Origin of the sequence: Paenarthrobacter sp. NPDC091711 (genome assembly GCF_044756605.1) — a bacterium.
Taxonomy (GTDB): Bacteria; Actinomycetota; Actinomycetes; order Actinomycetales; family Micrococcaceae; genus Arthrobacter.
The window spans coordinates 76,788-96,026 of sequence record NZ_JBIVTF010000008.1 but is presented as its reverse complement, the minus strand read 5'-3'; the positions used below and the strand labels follow the sequence as shown (position 1 = coordinate 96,026).

Here is a 19,239-nt window from a genome sequence, read left to right as displayed (position 1 = left end):
AACATGCGGAACGCGCGCGGTTTGGCCCTGGGGTCGGCGATTCTGGTCGCCGGGTTCGTGGCCGGCTGCGCGCCGGCCGCGGAACCGGGGCAAGACGGCACGACGGCGGCGTCCCCGCCTTCCAGCCCGGCTGCGACTGCCAGCCCGGCGCCGACTCAAGCAGCCCCCACCCAAGCCGCGCCGTCGAGCGTAAGTCCCGTCCCGTCGTCGTCGGCTGTGCCGCCCAAACTCTCAGCGCCGCCTACATTGACCCCGGAGGCCCAAATCGAAACCGACCGACTCCTGATCCTCGCCGCGAAAGCCAACGACCCGGCCAGGGTACGCGAGCTGATCGCGGCGGGAGGCAACGTGAACGCCAAGGACGACATTCAGGACTCCGCATTCCTCTACGCCGGTGCCGAGGGCTTCAACGAGGTCCTGCAACTGACGTTGTCCGCCGGGGCGGACGTGCGCAGCATCAACCGGTACGGCGGCACGGCCCTGATCCCGGCGAGCGAGCATGGGCATACGGAAACTGTCGGGATTCTGATCGCAGCTGGTGTGCCCGTGGACCACGTCAACAACCTGGGCTGGACCGCCATGCAGGAAGCCATCCTGCTCAACAACGGCGGACCCAAGCAGCAGGACGTGGTCCGGCAACTTCTTGCGGCGGGAGCCAACCCGGACATCCGCGACCCCCAAGGCCGAACCGCCCTGCAGAACGCAGAGCGGCTCGGATTCACGGAGATCGCGGCCCTGATCCGGGCACGCTAGCCTAAAGCTTCGGAACCGCCCAGCTACAGCGCTTCCAGCACGCTCACGTAGTTGGCGATGCCCACACCGCCCATGTTCTGAACCGCGCCACGGCGGGCCGCGGGCAACTGCATGTCGCCCGCGGTCCCGCTGAGCTGCATCGCGGCGATGACGTGCTGCGACACACCAGTGGCACCCACGGGGTGGCCCTTCGCCTTAAGTCCGCCGGAGACGTTGACGGGCAGCTTGCCGTCCTTATAGACCCACCCTTCCTGGATGGCTCGCGCACCTTCGCCGCGGGGAGTGAGGCCCATGGCTTCGTACATGATGAGCTCGGCGATGGTGAAGCAGTCGTGCACCTCGGCGAAGTCCAGGCCCTCAATGCCGACGCCCGCCATGCCCAGGGCGCGCTCCCACGATGCCCGGGTGGCTGCAAACTCTGTGGGGTCGCGTTTCTCCGCCGGGAAGAAATCGTTGGCGTGTCCGAAACCAGCCAGACGCACGGGCGCGGTTGCCCCTCCGGTAGCGGACGTGGAAAGCACGACGGCGGCAGCACCGTCGGAGACCGGCGAACAGTCAGTGCGGCGCAGGGGATCGGCCACCATGGGATTCTTCTCAGAGATGGTGCGGCAGAACTCCACGCCGAAGTCCCGGTGCATCTGGGCGTACGGGTTGTCCATGCCGTTGTGGTGGTTCTTGGCGGCAATGGATCCCAGGACATCGCCGAGGCCGTTCTCAAAACCCGGGCCGCTGATTCTCTCGCCGTAACGCTTGCCGTAGTGCTTGGCTACCTCCGCGAACAGGCCTGTGAACCCAGTGGAGGACGCTTTGCCGGCCATCTCGTACGAAGCACCGAGGAGGGCCGCTCCCACAACGTCCGCGCCGGCGTCGGTCATTTTCTCCGCACCGATCACCAGGACATTCCGGGCGGTTCCGGCGAGGACGGCTTTGACGCCCTGCTGGAAAGCCGCAGACCCCGAAGCGCAGGCATTCTCAGTGCGCGTTGCGGGAACGTTGGCAAGGTCCGCGGTGAGCTGGAGCGCCAAGGACGACGTGAAGCCGAGCGGCTGCATGCCGGAGTTGAACTGCCCGAGGTAGATCTCGTCAATGTCCTTGGGGTCCAGCCCAGAGTTCTTGATGGCTTCGCCGGCCACCTGGACGATTAACGACTCCAGGGTGTCATCAGTGAGCTTCCCGAACTTGCTGTGGCCCCACCCCGTGAGCAGGATGTCTTTGCCGAACTGATCTTTCAGGCTCATGCGTGTGCTCCTTCAAGCGTGTGTTCCTCAGAGGTCGGTTCTTCAGAGGCAAGCGCCACCGCAAACTCAGCCTCGGTCTTGCTACGGATCTCTTCCACCGTGACGCCCGGGGCGAGGCGGGTCAGCAGCAGCCGCGCGCCGCCGTCGTGCGTTTCTTCGATGTCGAAAACGGCCAGGTCCGTGATGATCCGGTCAACGCACTTGAGCCCCGTGAGCGGGAGCGTGCATTCGGTGACGATCTTGGCCGAACCATCCTTGGCGTTGTGCTCGGTGAGGACCACCACCCGCGGTGTCCCGGCCACCAAATCCATGGCACCGCCCATGCCTTTGACCATCTTGCCGGGGATGGTCCAGTTGGCCAGGTCCCCGGAGCCGGACACCTGCATGGCGCCCAGGATGGCCACTTTCACGTGCCCGCCGCGGATCATGCCGAACGAGGTAGCGGAGTCGAAAATGCTGCCGCCGGGAGTGATGGTGACGGTCTGCTTGCCGGCGTTGATAAGGTCCGCGTCTTCCTCGCCCTCATAGGGGAAGGGCCCCATTCCGAGCAGGCCGTTCTCGCTCTGGAGGACCACCCGCACACCGTCGGGCAGGTTGTTGGCCACCAGCGTGGGGATGCCGATGCCGAGGTTGACGTAGTCGCCGTCGTTGAGTTCTTCGGCCGCGATGGCGGCCATGGTGTCCCGTGTCCATGCCATGGTGATGTGCTCCTTGTTCCTTAGACCGTGAGTGCTTCGGGGCGCAGTGCTTCAGCGCGCTGCCGGACTGTGCGCTGTTCGATGTCCTTGACCCGATCCGTCGCCTGAACCAGCCGCTGCACGTATACGCCAGGGGTGACGATGTGGTTGGGGTCCAGCTCGCCCGGCTGCACAATGACCTCTGCCTCGGCGATGGTCACTGTGCCTGCAGTAGCCACCACCGGGTTGAAGTTCCGGGCGGTGTAGCGGTAGATCAGGTTGCCGTCGGTATCGGCGGTGTGGGCATGGACCAGGGCGACGTCGGCGGTGATGGCGCGCTCGCGGACGTACGTCACGCCGTCGAACTCTTCCAGCGGCTTGCCTTCGGCAACCAACGTTCCCACCCCGGTGCGGGTGTAGAACGCGGGGATGCCGGCGCCGCCGGCCCGAAGACGTTCGGCGAGCGTGCCCTGCGGAGTGAACTCGACCTCCAGTTGGCCGGCGAGGTACTGCTCGGCGAAAAGCTTGTTCTCGCCCACGTAGGAAGCGATGACCTTCCGAACCTGACCCGCCTCAATCAGGACGCCAAGACCCTTGCCGTCCACGCCCATGTTGTTGGACACGATGGTGAGGTCCTTGGCGCCCGATTCCCGGACGGCGTCGATCAGATCTGCGGGGATGCCGCTCAGGCCAAAACCGCCGACGGCGATGGTGAGGCCGTCTGCCATCAGGTCATGGAGCGCTTGGGCTGCGCTGTGTTGGATCTTGGCCATGCTGTGCTCCTCTTTGAGTCTGTATCCACTTTGTGGACTGCATTGTCTCTTGAGGTCGAGCCTAGGTTTCGTCTGGTGAGGCAGTCAACGGCCGGGAGGGCTAGCTACTCAGGGTGTGGACGGTAAGATGAGAGCTGTCCATATTGTGGATGAAATCTTTGCTGGAGGATGCTGTGGTTGTTCAGGGAGCGCAAGTGGTGGGCCGGGTGGCCCTGCTGCTTCGGCTGGTGGGACGCAAGCCCGAAGGAACCTCTCTGGCGGGTTTGGTGCGGGAGTCCGGGCTGACCCGGCCCACAGTTCACCGGCTGCTGACGTCTCTGGCTGCGGAGGGTTTGCTGGAACATGACTCCGCCTCCGGAAAATGGGTCTTGGGGCCGGAAATCTTCCTGCTGGGCTCGGTGGCTGCTGCACGGTTCCCCATGGAGGACATCGCCAGGCCTTCCCTGCGAAGGTTGGCTGCCGAAACGGGGGAGAGCGCGTTCTTCTCCATCCGCCGTGGCAACGAAACAGTGTGCGTTCTGCGCGAGGAGGGCTCGTTTCCGGTGCGGTCCTTCGTGCTGCATGAAGGCGTGCGCTTCCCGTTGGGAGTGGCATCTGCCGGAACAGCCATCATGGCTTTCCTGCCTCCCGAAGAACAGGAAGTCCTGTTGGGGGACTGGCCAACGCATGCCGGGGAGTTCGCCGTGGGACATCCTGCAGAGGTGGTGCGGGGAAATCTGGAACAGACCCGGCTCACTGGTTACTCCGTCAATCCCGGGCTGATCCTTGAGGGAAGCTGGGGGATGGGCGCCGCCGTCTTCGACCAACAGGGACGGCCCGCATGGGCTCTCTCCCTGACGGGTATTGAACCCAGATTCCGCCCGGACCGCCAGGAATTCCTGGGCAAGCTGCTGCTCGAGGAAGCGCACCGAATGAGCGCGCGGTTACAAGGCGCCCAACCCAACTGAGTAGCAGATCAGGTCGTTCCCAGCGCTGAGAACGACCTGATCTGCTACCTAGTTGGGGGCGCGGAGGTCCAGGCGCATCAGCACCCTCGGGAAACCATTAAGGACCGACGTCGTCTCGGTCACCTTCTTGAATCCCGCCTTCTCGAATAATCTGCGGGTGCCCACGTACGCCATGGTCAGGTCCACTTTGGCGCCCTTATTGTCCACGGGATAACCCTCAATGGCGGGCGCTCCGTGGCTCTTCGCGAAGTCGATTGCCCCGCGCAGGAGTTCATGGGAGATGCCCTTGCCGCGATGCCCGGGCCGCACCCGGATGCACCACACCGACCACACCTTCGCTTCGTCCACATGGGGGATCTTGCGGTTCTTCGCGAAAGTCGTGTCCGCGCGGGGGTGAACCGCTGCCCACCCCACCACTTCGTCGCCGTCGTACGCCAAAACGCCCGGCGGAGGGTCCTCGGCTACCAGCTTCTTCACAAACTTCCCGCGCTCCTGTTTCTGGAGCTCCTGGTTCAGTTTGGACGGAATCCTGTAACTCAGGCACCAGCACACGTTCGAATCGGGGCTCTTGGGCCCCACCATGGTCTTCACGTCATCGAACTCGGTTGCGGGTCGCACCTCGATAGCCATGCGGCCCATCCTGTCATTGGGGTGAGCCCCTCCGCTAGACTGGCCAGCGTGATGACCGGATCGGGCTTCTGCCCTGCACGGATCGGCTACCCGGCCGACCTCTGACGCGCGTTAGCTCTTGCAGCTGTGGCGTCGGCGCCCCTCGGGCTCCTCCTTGTGGATCGATGAAACGAACAAGACCATCGACATAACCCACATAACAAGGAGTTCCGCATGCCCGCACTTTTCAACCACACCATCATCGCGTCCCTCGATCGCGCAGTTTCAGCTGATTTCTACCGTTCCATCCTTGAAGCTGAGGAAGCCCCCAGCTGGGGGCCCTTTACCAACCTCACGCTGGCTGGCGGGGTGATGCTTCAATTCGCTGAGCCGCCGGTGGACATCCAGATGCAGCACTACGCATTCCTTGTAGACGACCAGCACTTTGACCGCGCCTATGAGCGTCTGGTGAGTGACGGCGTCGAACATTGGGCGGATCCGCAAATGACCCGCCCGGGCGAGACAAACACGGAACACGGCGGCCGCGGCGTGTATTTCAAAGACCCTGCCGGCCACGCACTGGAGTTGATCACCAAGCCGTACTTCTAAAGGGGGAAGCGGGGGTGGAGGAGGGGCCGCGGTGGGATGGGCATCGGAGGTTTAAAAAACTTTTTCAATCCGGACCCATCCGCCCCGCCCCACCCTCCGAATAGCTGGTGAGACACAAACCGCAGGTGAAGCAAAAGCAGCACCCGCAGCCCGTGTCCCGCCACCCAATGGACCCAACGCCCTGGTTCCAAAAACAAGGAGAATGACATGTTGTCCACAAAGCGCCCCGCCCTCGCCTTCGTTGGCCTCACTGCAGCCGCCCTTCTCGGACTTACGGCCTGTGGTGGTTCCAGCACCACCAGCACCCCGGCAGCTTCCTCAGCTGCTCCGGAAACTTCCATGGCGGCACCGTCGCCGTCTTCCTCCCCCATGAGCAGCGCAGCCATGGATCCGGCCGCTAACCTCGTGGGCCCCGGCTGCGCCGGTTACGCCGCACAGGTTCCGGACGGTGCCGGTTCGGTAGCCGGCATGGCCCTGGATCCGGTAGCCGTAGCAGCATCGAACAACCCGCTGCTCAAGACCCTGACCGCCGCTGTTTCGGGCAAGCTCAACCCCAAGGTTGACCTTGTTTCCACCCTGAACGGCAGCGAATTCACGGTCTTCGCACCGGTTGACGACGCTTTCGCGAAGATCGACCCCGCAACAATCGAGACGCTCAAGACGGACGATGCCCTGCTGAGCAAGATTCTCACCTACCACGTAGTCCCCGGTCAGCTGAGCCCGGACCAGATCGTCGGCACCCACAAGACTGTCCAGGGTGGCGAAGTGACGGTTGGCGGTACCAAGGATGCCCTCACGGTTGACGGAGCTTCCAACGTGATCTGCGGTGGCGTAAAGACCGCCAACGCCACGGTTTACCTGATCGACTCGGTGCTGATGCCCAAATAAGCCCTGGGCTTTGGCAGTAGCAACAACAAAGCAGTAGAAATAACAAAGCAGGCGCCGGAATCCGGCGCCTGCTTTGTTATGTGTCCTGCTTAGCGGCCGAAGTCACTGTCCACGTAGGAGCCGGCCCGGTTGTGGTCCGATCCGCAGGGGCAGTGGTCAACCTCGATCCGGACTGTCACGGGCTTGGATGAGTCCAAGGTGAGGGTCACATCTTGGGCAGACGAAGTGGGCATGGTGGACCTTCCTGATGAGTAAATGGGTGTTGGCGGGAGCGGGGCTATTTGTCGTCGGATTCCAGCTGGGGTTTGCCCACCAGGGGGATGGTTCCCGTGGGTGTTGCCCCGGCGCAGTCGGAATCCGTGCACTTTTCAGCGCAGTCGTGCCTGGTGACGAGGTCGAACTGAACGCCGCCGTGTTGCTCAACGCCTGTCCGAATGGCCCGTTCCACCACTGAGGTGGCCAAGCGTTTGTGCAATTGCAGGGGATCGCGGCGAAGGTCCTTGACCAAGGCGAAACAGAGCAACAGCATGACGATCACAAAGGGCAGGGCAGCCACGATTGTCACTCGTTGCAGGCCGGACAATGCTTCCGAAGGTTTATCGCCGCCGGCAAGCAGCATGACAGCTGCTACTGCGCCGGTGAGGCTTCCCCAGAAAATGACGACTCCTCGACGCGGGTGCTCGGCGCCGTTGGAGCTGAGGGATCCCATCACGATGGAGGCTGCGTCTGCACCGGTGACGAAGAAGATCGCCACCAGGACCATGGCAAGGACAATGACGGCCGCGGTAGCCCAGCCAGGCATGCCCAGGTTCTTGATCAAGTCGAAGAGGGCGCCATCGAAGTTGATGGAGGGTGCGCCGTCCACCATGGTCACAAGTCCTGGAGTTCCGGCCTTGTCCGCCTCTTGCTGAACGTGGAATGCAGCGCCGCCGAAGATGCCGAACCAGATCACGCTGACCACGCTGGGCACCAGCAGAACGCCGGTGACGAACTGGCGGATGGTGCGGCCACGGCTGATGCGGGCGATGAACATTCCTACGAAGGGCGTCCAGGAGATCCACCAGGCCCAGTAGAAGATGGTCCAGCTGGTCATCCAGCTGCGCAGTGAGTCATCTCCCACGGCTTCGGTGCGTGAGGACATTTCAGCCAAGTCACGGGCGTAGTCACCCACGGCCGAGGGGATCAGGTTGAGGATGAACAGGGTGGGCCCGGCTACGAACACAATGAGGGCCAGGACAACAGCCAACACCATGTTGATGTTGGACAGCCACTGGATGCCGCGGCTGATGCCGGAAACAGCTGATGCCACGAAGCAGAAGGTCAGGATGGCTACGATGACCACCAGCACGGGAGTGCCGATCTCACCCAGCCAGCCGTTGGACGTCATGCCGCTGCCGATCTGGAGGGCGCCGAGGCCCAGCGAGGCGGCAGTTCCGAAGAGCGTGGCGAAGATGGCCAGGATGTTGATGAACTTACCCAGCGGCCCTTCCACCATGCGGATGCCAAAGAGCGAGGTGAAAGCTGCGGAAACCAGTTGCTTCCGGCCCAGGCGGTAGGTGCCGTAGGCCATGGCGATGCCGACCACTGCGTACATGGCCCAGGGGTGCAGGGTCCAGTGGAAGATGGAGGTGGCCATGGCAGTCTGGATGGCTGCCGGGGTGCGGCCATCCACTGTTCCGGGCGGCGGCGAGATGTAGTGGTACAGAGGTTCGGCCACACCATAGAACATGAGGCCAATGCCCATGCCGGCGGCGAACATCATGGCCACCCAGGAGACAGTCCGGAACTCGGGCTTCTCGCCGTCCTTGCCCAACGGGATGTTGCCGAACTTGCCGAGGGCAAGCCACAGGACGAAAACGACGAACAATGAGGCGAGGACCATGAAGAGCCAGCCTGTGTACTCCATGACCCAGTTCAGGGCCCCCTTGGAAGTATCGGAGAGGCTGTCGCGTCCCACAAAGCCCCAGACCACGAAGGCGACGGCGATGGCGCCCGTGATCCCGAAGGTGACTTTGTCGAGGGTAAGTTTGCGGTTCCGGCGGGCCGAAACGGCCTGCTCGGTCTTGGCGTGGCGCAGCTCTTCCATGATCTGTTCGTGTTCTACAGAATCGGAAAGGGGCTCTGCGCCTCCACCCTCGGCGTTGAGGGCTGCCAGGTTGGTGTCGTCGGGGGAGACCCTGATCACTGCTTCAGGGTTCTCCGCGCGGGCGGGGTTGGTTGGGCTGGCTGCAGCCGGGGTGCCTGCCGCGGGATCGTTGGCAGGTAATTCCTCGGGTGTCAGCGGTTTTGTGTCACTGTGTGTAGCCATGAGCGGGTCCTTTGCTCGGCGTGTCATGAGCCTGCATTTCTACGAGGCCTTGGTGAATGGACGGGTGGGAAGGTGGGGTCTTCCTCCGATCCGATGGTCATGGCGGGCCGTGGCGCCTCCCCGGGTGCGCGGTCACGGAGCGGGCAGGCGGTAGGGATGATTCACCTCTTCTGGTTCGTGGGACGGGGGCGGTCGAATCGTCGGTCTGTGCTCTGAAGGCGTGTTCCGCAGGAATCAACAACATCCGCGCTATGCAACAGAGTGCGCTCCGTCACACCCAAAGTCAAGGGATTCACGCTCTTTGACAGCAGATTGATATATCAATTGGCTGGAAGTAAAATCGTTGCGTATCATGGGCGAGGTTGCGAATAGCGCGTCAAAAGACACGGCAGAAGACGGCGAGCGTCAGCCCGGATGGTGAGGTAGCGGTCGCGCTACCGCTGCCTGTAGCCCATGCGGGCACTGATGCTCAGTCCGGCCTCCCGGAGGCCGTCGATGAGCCCTGGCTGTTCCTCGGGTGAGAAGCGGAACGCCGGGCCGGAAATGCTGACGGCCGCGACGACGCTGCCCGCGTGATTGAAGATGGGCACAGCAACGGCTGTCAGGCCGATCTCAAACTCTTCGTGGACGGTGGCGTAGCCGTTACGGGCCACGTCAAGCAGCTGCTTTTCCAGCTCCCCGCGGTTGGTCACTGTCCGTGGCGTGCGTGCGGGCAAACCCACTGCCTTGAAGACCTGGGTTCTTTCATCGGCAGTCAAAGCGGCAAGAAGGACTTTGCCGCTCGAGGTGGCGTGCAGCGGCGTCAAACTCCCCACCCAGTCGTAGGTGGCCAGCGTTGAGGGCCCCATCGCCTGGTCCACGTTGACGGCGTAGTTGGACCGCAGGACGGCCAGGTTGACGGTTTCCTTGTACTCGGCTGCCAATGTTTCAAGAACTTCACGAGCCTCATGCACCACGCTGAGCCTGCCAGGAATGGACGATGCGAGGCGGAGGATCCCAAAGCCCAGCTGGTATTTGCCGCGCTCACTGTTTTGCCGGACGATGTCGCGGTTGACCAAGGAGCCCACCAGCCTGGACACGGTGGATTTGTGGATGCCCATTTCTTCGGCGATTTCACTCACTCCGGCGTCGCCTTCGCGGGCGAGGATCTCAAGGATCTGGAGCGCACGGTCCACTGATTGGACGCCGCCGCCTTGGGCGTCCGCGTCCTTGTCGATGTCCGGGTTTTTCCGTGCGGCCATGATGCCTCGTGTCGTTGTCCAGGCAGGCCGCCCTGACTGGGTAGCGAGTCCGGCCTGCACGCTCGTCTGTCCCTCATCCTAGACGGAGTTTCGCACAGCCCCTTTCACCTCAGGCGGACTGGCATGGGTTACCCCCATGGCAGCGGCAGGACGGAGGACGGGCGCGCCGGCTGCCACACCTTCAGGAGGCACAGCCATGTAAGCATTTGCCCAAGCAAGCCCGCGCATCATTCCCGGACCCGTGTGGGATGCCGGAAACACGAGGTCGTGGATCAAGGTGCAGGGCATGAGCCGTGTACGCCCGGGGTCCGGATCAATGTCGGCCCCGGACGTCAGGAGGCGGGCTTCCTGGAGGGGCTTGTTTCCCAGGGCGGCCAGCAGGGGCTCTCCAAGGGTCATGAGCGCCATCATGGCGGCCAGCGGATTCCCCGGCAGCCCCACGATGAAACGGCCATCAGGAAGTTCTGCCAGCACTGCCGGATGGCCCGGGCGCATGGCGACCCCGTCCAGGAGGAGCCTGCCGCCGAGAGCGGCAACGGCATCGCGGAAGTGGTCCGTGCCGGATTTCCCGGTTCCGCCGGTGGTAACTATGACGTCCGGCCGGTCGGCGTCGGGACGTGAGCCTCCAGGAGCGCCGCCTAACGCCGCCATCCACTCGTCATACGAGTCGCCGATCCTGAGTTGTCCTCCGGGCTCCCCGCCAAGCTGGGAAATGACGGCATCCAGTTGGGGACCGAAGGCGTCGCGGACCTGTCCGGGCGCAGGCTCACCTGAGGTGACTACTTCCGAACCGGTAAGTACGACGGCGACCCTCGGCTTGCGCTGTATCCGCACGTGGTCGTGGCCTGCTACAGCGGCCAGGGCTATGTGGGCCGGGTTAAGAAGGGTGCCGGCGGGTATGAGGACATCGCCGGCTGTGGCTTCTTCTCCGGCCGGGCGAATATGGCGGCCAGGGAGTGTCTCGCCCGGCCTTGAATCGTGCCTGAGCGAAAGATACCCGTCGTCGGAGACGAAGCCGCTTTCCTTGCGCAGGACTGCCGTGGCACCGCTGGGAACGAGCCCGCCGGTGGCGATCACGCTCGCTTGACCCGCAGCGAGCGGCATGCCGGATGCCGTCAGGATCCACGGTCCGTCGCCAGGACTGTTAACAGCCCAGCCGTCCATGGCTGATGACGCGTAGTGGGGGAGATCCTGCTGTGCGACGACGGGGCTGGTCAAGGTGCCGCCGATTGCGTCGCGGAGGCTGACCGACAAGGACGGGAGCGGCGCGGCGCAGTGGTAAGCCAATTGCCGCGCATCGGCCCAGGTGAGAGCCTCGGTACACGTTGCTTGTGCAAGCATTGATGCCCGCTTCCTGAAGTGGGGTGTGATGCAGATACCGGGAACTGCACGGCCTTCCCGTAATTCTTGCCGCGCAGTCCCCGGTATCAGTTGTGTGTAATGAACTAGGCCTTGACGTAGCCGTTGGGGTTCAGTACGAACTTTGTTGCCGCTCCGGCGTCGAATTCGGCGTAGCCGCGCGGAGCGTCTTCCAGCGGGATGGCCTGGGCGTTGACGGCCTTGGCGATCTGGACCTTGTCATGGAGGATGGCCATCATCAGCTGACGGTTGTACTTCATCACAGGGCACTGGCCGGTGGTGAAGGACAGGGACTTGGCCCAACCGGTGCCAAGGGACAGCGAGAGGGAGCCGTGCTTGGCTGCCTCGTCGATTCCACCCGGATCGCCGGTAACGTAGAGACCCGGGATACCCAGGGAGCCGCCGGCGGCAGTGATGTCCATGAGGGAGTTCAGCACGGTGGCAGGTGCTTCGTGGGAGGCATCCTTGCCGTGACCGCGGGCTTCGAAGCCAACAGCATCCACGCCGCAATCCACTTCCGGAACTCCCAGGATCTGTGCGATCTGTTCCTTGGGATCACCGTTGGACACGTTGACGGTTTCGCAGCCGAAGGAGCGCGCCTGTGCCAGCCGGTCCTCGTTCATGTCGCCCACAATCACGACGGCGGCGCCAAGCAGCTGTGCGCCCACGGCGGCGGCGAGACCCACGGGCCCGGCACCTGCGACGTAAACCGTGGAGCCCACGCCCACGCCGGCAGTGACGGCGCCGTGGAAACCGGTGGGGAAAATGTCCGAGAGCATGGTCAAGTCCATGATCTTTTCCAGTGCCTGATCGCGGTCCGGGAAGCGCAGCAGGTTCCAGTCGGCGTAGGGCACCAGCACGAACTCGGCTTGTCCGCCCACCCAGCCTCCCATGTCAACGTAACCGTAGGCGCTGCCAGGGCGGTCCGGGTTGACGTTGAGGCAAATGCCGGTCTTCTGTTCCTTACAGTTACGGCAGCGGCCACAGGAGATGTTGAACGGGACCGAGACGATGTCACCTACCTTGATGAACTCGACGTCGGGTCCCACCTCCACCACTTCGCCGGTGATTTCGTGGCCGAGGACCAGGTCCTTCGGAGCTGTGGTGCGGCCGCGGACCATGTGCTGGTCCGAACCGCAGATGTTGGTGGTCACCGTCCGGAGGATCGCGCCATGCGGCACCTTCCGCCCGACGTTGGCAGGGTTGACGCCCGGTCCGTCTTTGAGCTCAAACGTTGGGTAGTCAGTGTCGATGATCTCAACGACACCGGGTTCCTTGTAGGCGACTGCTCTGTTTCCTGACATGGTCACTCCCTATTCTTTGGCTGTTACTGAAAATGCTGCCCAATGATCCGAAAGCGGTGCTTCGATGAGGAAATACCTCCCCAGGTTTCAGGCACCGAAGCACCAATTACGAACCACTGGACGGGTAAAAAACTGACGGGTGGAAAATCCGGACAAATGGAATCCTGTTGTTGGCCTAGGCTTTCTCCAGCCGGATGATCACCGACTTCGAGGTGGGTGTTCCACTGGTATCGGCCACGGAGTCCAACGGCACCAGGACGTTGGTTTCCGGGTAGTACGCGGCGGCGCACCCCTTGGGAGTCGAGTACGAGACGATGCGGAAGTCCTCGGCCTTGCGATCAACGCCTTGGAACTCGGAAATCAGGTGGACCATGTCGCCGTCGGAAAATCCCAGCTCGGTGATGTCGTCAGCGTTGATGAGCACCACGCGCCGGCCACCATGGATGCCGCGGTAGCGGTCGTCTTTGCCGTAGATGGTGGTGTTGTACTGGTCATGTGAGCGCAGGGTTTGCAGGACCAAGCGGCCGGGCGGGATCTTGATGAATTCCAGCTCGTTGCCCGTGAAGTGTGCTTTCCCGGAGGCGGTGTCGAACTTTCTGGCGTCGCGCGGCGGGTGGGGCAACACGAAGCCGCCCGGATGCTGGATTCGTGCTTCAAAGTCCTCAAAACCATCGAAGACGGCCTCAATATGCTTCCGGATCAGGGTGTAGTCGTCCCTCATGGCGAGCCAGGACGCCTGTGGCGTGTTGGGCAGGCGGCCGTGGCCATCGGTGAACAGGCGGTGTGCGAGGTTGCAGACGATCGCCACTTCGGAGTGGAGGTGTTCGCTGGCGGGTTTGAGGCGTCCCCGTGATGCGTGGACGGCGCTCATGGAGTCTTCCACGGTGACCCGCTGGTCGCCTGTGCGCTGGGTGTCCTTCTCGGTGCGTCCGAGGGTGGGCAGGATCAGCGCCCGGCGACCCGTGGACAGGTGCGAGTGGTTCAGCTTGGTGGAGATCTGGACGCTCAACCGGGTGTTGGCCAGGGCCAGTTCGGTCACGTCCGAGTCAGGGGCAGCCCGGACGAAGTTGCCGCCCATGCCCATGAAGAAGCGGACTTTCCCGTCGCGCATGGCGCGGATGGCCGCCACGGTGTCAAAGCCGTGCTCGCGGGGAGAGCGGAACTCGAATTCCTGGTCCAACCGGTCATGGAAGGTCTCCGGCATCTTTTCGAAGATGCCCATGGTGCGGTCGCCCTGGACATTGGAGTGTCCACGCACAGGGCAGACGCCGGCGCCGGGCTTGCCGATGTTGCCTTGCAGCAGCAGAACATTGACCACGTCGCGGAGGGTGGGTACGGAATGCTTGTGCTGGGTCAGTCCCATGGCCCAGCACACGATGGTGGCACTGGACGCGAGCAGACGCTCACCCGTTGAGTGGATCTGCTCCAAGGTCAGACCCGTTGCCTCCACAATGTCATCCCATTCCACCTTCTCCAGGTAGCGCAGGTAGTCATCAATACCCACGGTGTGGTTGGTGATGAAGTCATGGTCCAGCACAGTTTGCAGGCCCGGAGTGTTCCGCCCGGCAGCTTCGGCTTCCAGCAGGTATTTGCCCAGGCCCTGGAAGAGTGCCTGATCCCCGCCGGCACGGATCTGCAGGAAATCGTCCGTCAGTTGGGTCCCCTGGATCATGCCGGCCACATGCTGCGGGTTCTCGAAGTGCAGGAGCCCTGCCTCAGGGAGAGGGTTGACGGACACGATGATCGCGCCGTTCTTCTTCGCCTTTTCCAAGGCGCTGAGCATGCGCGGGTGGTTGGTGCCGGGGTTCTGGCCGGCCACGAAAATCAGCGATGCCGTTTCCAGGTCGGTCAGGCTAACGGACCCTTTGCCGATGCCGATGGTTTCCACCAGCGCTGAGCCGGAGGACTCGTGGCACATGTTGGAACAGTCCGGGAGGTTGTTGGTACCCAAGCCGCGAACCAACAGCTGGTACACGAACGCTGCTTCATTGGAGGTGCGGCCGGAAGTGTAGAACACCGCTTGATCGGGGTTTTCCAGGCCCCGCAGTTCCTCGGCCATAAGGTCATAGGCCTCGTCCCAGTCAATTGCCTTGTAGTGGGAAGCGCCTTCATCGAGGAACATCGGGTGGGTGATCCGGCCCTGCTGGCCCAGCCAGAAGTCATCGCGGGTCTTGAGTTCGGCAATGGAGTGGTGGGCAAAGAACTCCGGCGTGACCCGGCGACGCGTGGCTTCCTCGGCCACTGCCTTGGCCCCGTTCTCGCAGAACTCTGCCGCATTGCGCTTTTCGTGCTCGGGCCAGGCGCATCCCATGCAGTCGAACCCGTCCAGCTGATTCACAGCCAGGAGGGTTTGGACGCTTCGCAGCGGTCCCATCTGTTCCAGCGAAATTTTCAGGGCGTTGGCAACAGCGGGGATGCCTACGGCCTTGGTCTTGGGTTTGGTGACGGTCAGCTTTGACTCGTCAATGTTCTCGCGTGGAGCTTTGGCATGCATGGGAACCCCTTCAGATCCGGGAAGTGGAAGCAGTGAGCAGCGTGGTTCGGGATTGCTGCCGGGCGGCTTCCACGGTGTGCAGCAGCAGGAGCGCAGTGGTGACTGATCCTACGCCTCCCGGGACAGGACTCAACCCGGCTGCAACACCGGCGACGCTGGCCTCGTCAACGTCGCCCACCAGGGAGCCGTCGGGCAGGACGTTCGTGCCGACGTCGATCACTACCGCCTCCGGCGAGACGTGGCTGCCTTTCAGCAGCCCGGTCCGCCCGGCGGCAACAACCACGACGTCGGCCGGCCGGGTGTAGCGTTCCAGCGGTCCGGATTTGGAATGGCAGACAGTGACGGTTGCGTCCCTCGCGAGGAGGAGCAGGGACAGCGGCTTGCCCACCACTGCGGAACGCCCGACGACGGCCACGTTGCGTCCTGCGACCGGGATCTGGAAGTGGTCCAACAGTTCCACCACGGCCTGCGCAGTGGCGGGGGCGAAGGCGGGCTGCCCCACAGCCAAGCGGCCGAGGCTGAGGGGATTGGCGCCGTCGATGTCCTTTTCCGGAGCGATGAGGCCAACCAGCCGGTCAGCGCGGACGGCAGCCGGCAGGGGAGTCTGGAGGATGATGCCGTGAACCGTTGGTTCCGCGCTGAGATCCGCCAGGACACTGGCCAGGACCTGCTCGGTGGCGTCGTGGCCAAGATCGATGATCCTGCAGCCGATGCCTGCACGCCCGGCGGCACGCTCAATGGACCGGACATACCAGTGAGTGGATTCATCGTCCGTTGCCACAACAACTGCCAGGACCGGCCGGACGCCCTCATCATCCAAGAGAGCCGTTTCCTCGTGGGCGCGCTGATGGATGATGGCAGCGAGCGGTTTGCCGGAAAGGACTTCGGTGGTCATGACAGGATCCTTTCGCGGACGCGCTTCACCAGGGCATCGGCGGCGAGAACCGTTTTGTCCTCAATCCCGTCCGTCTGTTCCGCCAGGCGGGAACGGGCTTCGCCCTGCTTGAGGGCGACCACGTTGATGTCGATGTTGACCCGGGCCGTGGTGGCGGCTGCGCGGGCTGCATCGGCGGCAGCGGCGACGTCGCTGATGACGTTGGGGTTTGCCACATCAAAAAGCTCGGTGGCGAGGTCCACTACTTCGCCGGCAACCTTGATGAGCTGAGCGGGAGTATGGGCTGCCTGGACCAGGGCGTCCTGGATGGCTGCTGTTTTTGTTGCCTTGAGTTCGTCGGTGTCTGACGGGAGCTTGTAGGAGTCAATGACGGACTGGAACGCGTGCTCATCGGCATCCGCGAGACGCAAGGACTCAACGATCAGATGGTCCGCGGCGCTGGTGATCCGGGTAACCAATGCGGCATGTTCCTCATATTTTGCGCCGGTGGTGTACCTGGCCACCATGCCCACCAAGGCAGCACCCTGGGCGGCGTGAAGGGCCGCGGCCGCGCCTCCACCTGGAGTGGGCTGACGTGAAGCAAGCCTGGACAGGTAATCACTGATGGTTTCTGAACTGATCATGGGTTAGCCCCGGAGTCGGCTCATGGTGGGGTCGTACAGCGGATCTTCGGTGACGGTCGCCTGGATGCGGCGTCCGAAGTACTCGATTTCCACGGAGTCTCCCAGTGACACGGCGGAGGGCAGGTAAGCGTAGGCGATCGGTTTGCGGACCGAGTAGCCGTAGGCGGCGCTGGTGACATAACCCACCGCCTGGTCCTTGTAGAACACCGGTTCCTTGCCCAGCACGAGGCTCCTGCCGTCGTCCACCGTCAAGCAGCGCAGGCGACGCGCGGAGCCTTCTTCGGTGCGGCCTTCCAAAGCGGCCTTACCGACGAAGTTCTCCTTGGTCATTTTCACGGCAAACCCGACGCCGGCCTCGTAAGGATCGTGCTCGGTGGTCATGTCCGTGCCCCAGGAGCGGTAGCCCTTCTCCAAACGCAGCGAGCTGAACGCAGCACGGCCTGCGGCGATGACGCCGAAAGGCTGGCCGGCCTTCCACAGGGCGTCCCAGAGTCGCTGCCCGTTGTCAGCGCTCGTGTAGAGTTCCCAGCCGAGTTCGCCCACGTAGGACAGGCGCATCGCGGTGACGGTGACGCCTCCGATGGTGACCTTCTTGGAACGGAAGTACTTCAGGCCGTCATTGCTGAAGTCATCGCTGCTGACCGTGCTGATGAGGTCACGGGCCAGGGGACCCCACAGGCCGATGCAGCAGGTGCCGCCGGTGGTGTCACGGACCTGGACCCAGTCGCCGGCGTCGCCGTTGGCGGTTTGCTGCCGGGCGGCACGCTCAAAGTAGGCAGTATCAATGTTGCCGTTGGCACCGAGCTGGAAGGTGTCTTCGCTGAGGCGGGCCACGGTGATGTCGCTTCGGATGCCACCGGCCTCGTCCAGGAGGAGCGTGTACGTTACAGCGCCGGGCTTCTTGGACATGTCACCGGTGGTCAGTTCCTGCAGCAACTTCAGTGCCCCCGGGCCGGAGACCTCGAGGCGCTTCAGCGGCGTCATGTCGTACATTGCAACAGCCGTACGGGTCTTCCAGGCCTCAGCTGCGGCGATGGGGGAGCTGAACATTCCGGACCAGGCGTCACGGGCCGGCGGCTGCCAGTCATCCGGCATTTCCTTGAGGAGTTCAGCGTTGGCTTCGAACCAGTAGGGGCGTTCCCAGCCGGCGCCTTCCAGGAAGTAGCCGCCCAGCTGCTTGTGGCGGGCATGGAAGGGGCTGACGCGGAGGTTGCGGGGAGAGAGCTTGGGCTGGAGCGGGTGCATCACATCGTAGATTTCCACGAAGTTCTGCTGGGAGGTTTCGCTGACGTATTCGGGGGTCAGCTGGACCTCTTCGAAGCGGTGGATGTCGCAGTCGCCCAGATCAATCTGCGACTTGCCGGTGGTCAGCAGTTCGGCCACGGCGCGGGCAATACCGGCGGAGTGGGTAACCCACACGGCCTCGGCCACGAAGAAGCCGTCCACTTCCTTGGATTCGCCCACCAGTGAGCCGCCGTCCGGGGTGAAGGAGAAGATGCCGTTGAAGCCATCCTCGATTTCGCTTTCGCGGAGGGCTGGCAGGATCTGCTTGGTCGCTTCCCACGCGGGGAGGAAGTCTTCCAACGTGAAGTCCAGGCGTGAGGGCATGTTGTGTTCGGTGATGCTGCTGGGCTCGTAGCTGCCCAGTTCATCAAGGTCCACCGGCATGGGGCGGTGAGCGTAGGAGCCAATGCCGTAACGGTCACCGTGCTCGCGGTAGTAGAGGTCCTGGTCCTGGTGGCGCAGGATGGGCAGCTGGGCGCCATTGGGCAGCGCGTTCTTGCCCTTCTGGGCGGGAACCGGAGTGGTCTTTACATACTGGTGTGCCAGTGGGAGCAGCGGAACGGACATCCCGATCAGCTCGCCCACCTTGGCGCCCCAGAATCCGGCACAGGAAACCACGATGTCTGCAGGGATCACGCCGTCGGCGGTTTCGACGCCGGTCACGTGGCGGTTTGACTGCTCAATTCCGGTCACCTCAGTGTTGCCGATGTACTTCACGCCGGCGGCTTCGGTGCGCTTGATCAGCAACTGCACAGCGCGGGCTGCAAGCGCCAGGCCATCGGTGGGGACGTGCAGGCCACCCAGGATGTCTTCCTCATTGATCAGCGGGTAGAGCTCCTTGCATTCCTCCCGGGAGAGGATCTTGCCGTCAATGCCCCACGCTTGCGCATAGCCGAGCTTGCGCTTCAGGTCAGCCAGGCGGGTCTCCGTGGTGGCAACCTCCAGGCCACCCACCTGGTTGAAGCAGCTCTGGCCATCCTCAGTGAGGGACAGGAGCTTTTCCACCGTGTACTTGGCAAACAGTGCCATGGACTTGGAAGGGTTGGTCTGGAAGACCAAGCCCGGTGCGTGGGACGTTGAGCCACCGGGCATGTTCAGGGGGCCTTGGTCCAGGACGGTGATGTTGTTCCAACCGCGGGTGACCAGTTCGTCGGCGAGGTTGGTGCCAACAATCCCAGCTCCGATGATGACAATGCGAGGCGTGGATGCCATGGGGAATTCTCCTGCTGAAGTTAAA

General features: G+C 63.3%; 17 protein-coding genes. 4 read left to right on the top strand and 13 right to left on the bottom strand.

Annotated features, from left to right (window positions below; translation table 11 throughout):
- The first annotated feature begins 3 nt into the window (after window positions 1–3).
- Window positions 4–753 carry an ankyrin repeat domain-containing protein gene (locus tag ACIQH5_RS13740; RefSeq protein WP_400404192.1) on the top strand — a complete coding sequence of 250 codons (750 nt, stop codon included), beginning with the start codon at window positions 4–6 and terminating at the stop codon, window positions 751–753.
- 23 nt (window positions 754–776) lie between these two features.
- Here the strand turns inward: ACIQH5_RS13740 and ACIQH5_RS13735 are convergent, their stop codons facing one another.
- Genes ACIQH5_RS13735 through ACIQH5_RS13725 form a run of 3 tightly spaced genes read right to left on the bottom strand, consistent with a single transcriptional unit; the run spans window position 777 to window position 3,441 of the window.
- Window positions 777–1,991 (bottom strand): acetyl-CoA acetyltransferase, encoded by a 1,215-nt coding sequence (locus ACIQH5_RS13735; protein ID WP_400404190.1) that lies wholly within the window; start codon window positions 1,989–1,991, stop codon window positions 777–779.
- Window positions 1,988–2,689, bottom strand: coding sequence for a CoA transferase subunit B (locus ACIQH5_RS13730; protein WP_400404188.1), 702 nt, complete (start codon window positions 2,687–2,689; stop codon window positions 1,988–1,990). The genes ACIQH5_RS13735 and ACIQH5_RS13730 overlap by 4 nt, the downstream gene beginning before the upstream one ends.
- A 20-nt stretch (window positions 2,690–2,709) precedes the next feature.
- Window positions 2,710–3,441 carry a CoA transferase subunit A gene (locus ACIQH5_RS13725; RefSeq protein WP_400404186.1) on the bottom strand — a complete coding sequence of 244 codons (732 nt, stop codon included), beginning with the start codon at window positions 3,439–3,441 and terminating at the stop codon, window positions 2,710–2,712.
- Between the two features lie 149 nt (window positions 3,442–3,590).
- Between ACIQH5_RS13725 and ACIQH5_RS13720 the strand changes: the two genes are divergently transcribed.
- The gene (locus ACIQH5_RS13720) at window positions 3,591–4,388 is read left to right on the top strand and encodes an IclR family transcriptional regulator (RefSeq protein WP_400404184.1); all 798 of its coding nucleotides are present in this window, start codon (window positions 3,591–3,593) and stop codon (window positions 4,386–4,388) included.
- A gap of 48 nt (window positions 4,389–4,436) precedes the next feature.
- Here the strand turns inward: ACIQH5_RS13720 and ACIQH5_RS13715 are convergent, their stop codons facing one another.
- On the bottom strand, window positions 4,437–5,018 hold the full coding sequence (locus tag ACIQH5_RS13715; protein ID WP_400404182.1) for a GNAT family N-acetyltransferase: 582 nt from the start codon (window positions 5,016–5,018) through the stop codon (window positions 4,437–4,439).
- A gap of 213 nt (window positions 5,019–5,231) precedes the next feature.
- On the opposite strand from ACIQH5_RS13715, the gene ACIQH5_RS13710 reads away from it, so the two are divergent.
- Together ACIQH5_RS13710 and ACIQH5_RS13705 are read left to right on the top strand one after the other, a co-directional pair.
- Window positions 5,232–5,606 carry a VOC family protein gene (locus ACIQH5_RS13710; RefSeq protein ID WP_400404180.1) on the top strand — a complete coding sequence of 125 codons (375 nt, stop codon included), beginning with the start codon at window positions 5,232–5,234 and terminating at the stop codon, window positions 5,604–5,606.
- 207 nt (window positions 5,607–5,813) lie between these two features.
- A complete protein-coding gene (locus tag ACIQH5_RS13705) occupies window positions 5,814–6,494 on the top strand; it encodes a fasciclin domain-containing protein (RefSeq protein WP_400404178.1) in 681 nt (226 codons plus the stop codon).
- A gap of 89 nt (window positions 6,495–6,583) precedes the next feature.
- On the opposite strand, the gene ACIQH5_RS13700 is transcribed toward ACIQH5_RS13705, so the two are convergent.
- The 9 genes from ACIQH5_RS13700 to ACIQH5_RS13660 all read right to left on the bottom strand — a co-directional run bounded on the left by ACIQH5_RS13700 (window position 6,584) and on the right by ACIQH5_RS13660 (window position 19,214).
- Window positions 6,584–6,727 carry a hypothetical protein gene (locus tag ACIQH5_RS13700; RefSeq protein ID WP_197412891.1) on the bottom strand — a complete coding sequence of 48 codons (144 nt, stop codon included), beginning with the start codon at window positions 6,725–6,727 and terminating at the stop codon, window positions 6,584–6,586.
- Window positions 6,728–6,771: 44 nt separating this feature from the next.
- On the bottom strand, window positions 6,772–8,802 hold the full coding sequence (locus ACIQH5_RS13695; protein WP_400404176.1) for a BCCT family transporter: 2,031 nt from the start codon (window positions 8,800–8,802) through the stop codon (window positions 6,772–6,774).
- Window positions 8,803–9,236: 434 nt separating this feature from the next.
- Window positions 9,237–10,043, bottom strand: coding sequence for an IclR family transcriptional regulator (locus tag ACIQH5_RS13690; protein ID WP_400404174.1), 807 nt, complete (start codon window positions 10,041–10,043; stop codon window positions 9,237–9,239).
- 78 nt (window positions 10,044–10,121) lie between these two features.
- Window positions 10,122–11,384, bottom strand: coding sequence for a molybdopterin molybdotransferase MoeA (locus tag ACIQH5_RS13685; RefSeq protein ID WP_400404172.1), 1,263 nt, complete (start codon window positions 11,382–11,384; stop codon window positions 10,122–10,124).
- 104 nt (window positions 11,385–11,488) lie between these two features.
- The gene (gene fdhA, locus ACIQH5_RS13680) at window positions 11,489–12,706 is read right to left on the bottom strand and encodes a formaldehyde dehydrogenase, glutathione-independent (RefSeq protein WP_400404170.1); all 1,218 of its coding nucleotides are present in this window, start codon (window positions 12,704–12,706) and stop codon (window positions 11,489–11,491) included.
- Between the two features lie 175 nt (window positions 12,707–12,881).
- Window positions 12,882–15,200, bottom strand: a complete 2,319-nt coding sequence (locus ACIQH5_RS13675; protein ID WP_400404168.1) for an FdhF/YdeP family oxidoreductase — start codon at window positions 15,198–15,200, stop codon at window positions 12,882–12,884.
- A 10-nt stretch (window positions 15,201–15,210) separates the two neighbouring features.
- The gene (locus tag ACIQH5_RS13670; RefSeq protein WP_400404166.1) at window positions 15,211–16,095 is read right to left on the bottom strand and encodes a bifunctional 5,10-methylenetetrahydrofolate dehydrogenase/5,10-methenyltetrahydrofolate cyclohydrolase; all 885 of its coding nucleotides are present in this window, start codon (window positions 16,093–16,095) and stop codon (window positions 15,211–15,213) included.
- Complete coding sequence (locus ACIQH5_RS13665; protein ID WP_400404164.1) at window positions 16,092–16,718, bottom strand: cyclodeaminase/cyclohydrolase family protein; 627 nt, start codon at window positions 16,716–16,718, stop codon at window positions 16,092–16,094. The genes ACIQH5_RS13670 and ACIQH5_RS13665 overlap by 4 nt, the downstream gene beginning before the upstream one ends.
- A gap of 3 nt (window positions 16,719–16,721) precedes the next feature.
- Entirely contained in the window at window positions 16,722–19,214 is a 2,493-nt protein-coding gene (locus tag ACIQH5_RS13660) for an FAD-dependent oxidoreductase (RefSeq protein ID WP_400404162.1), read from the bottom strand.
- Window positions 19,215–19,239: the final 25 nt, after the last annotated feature.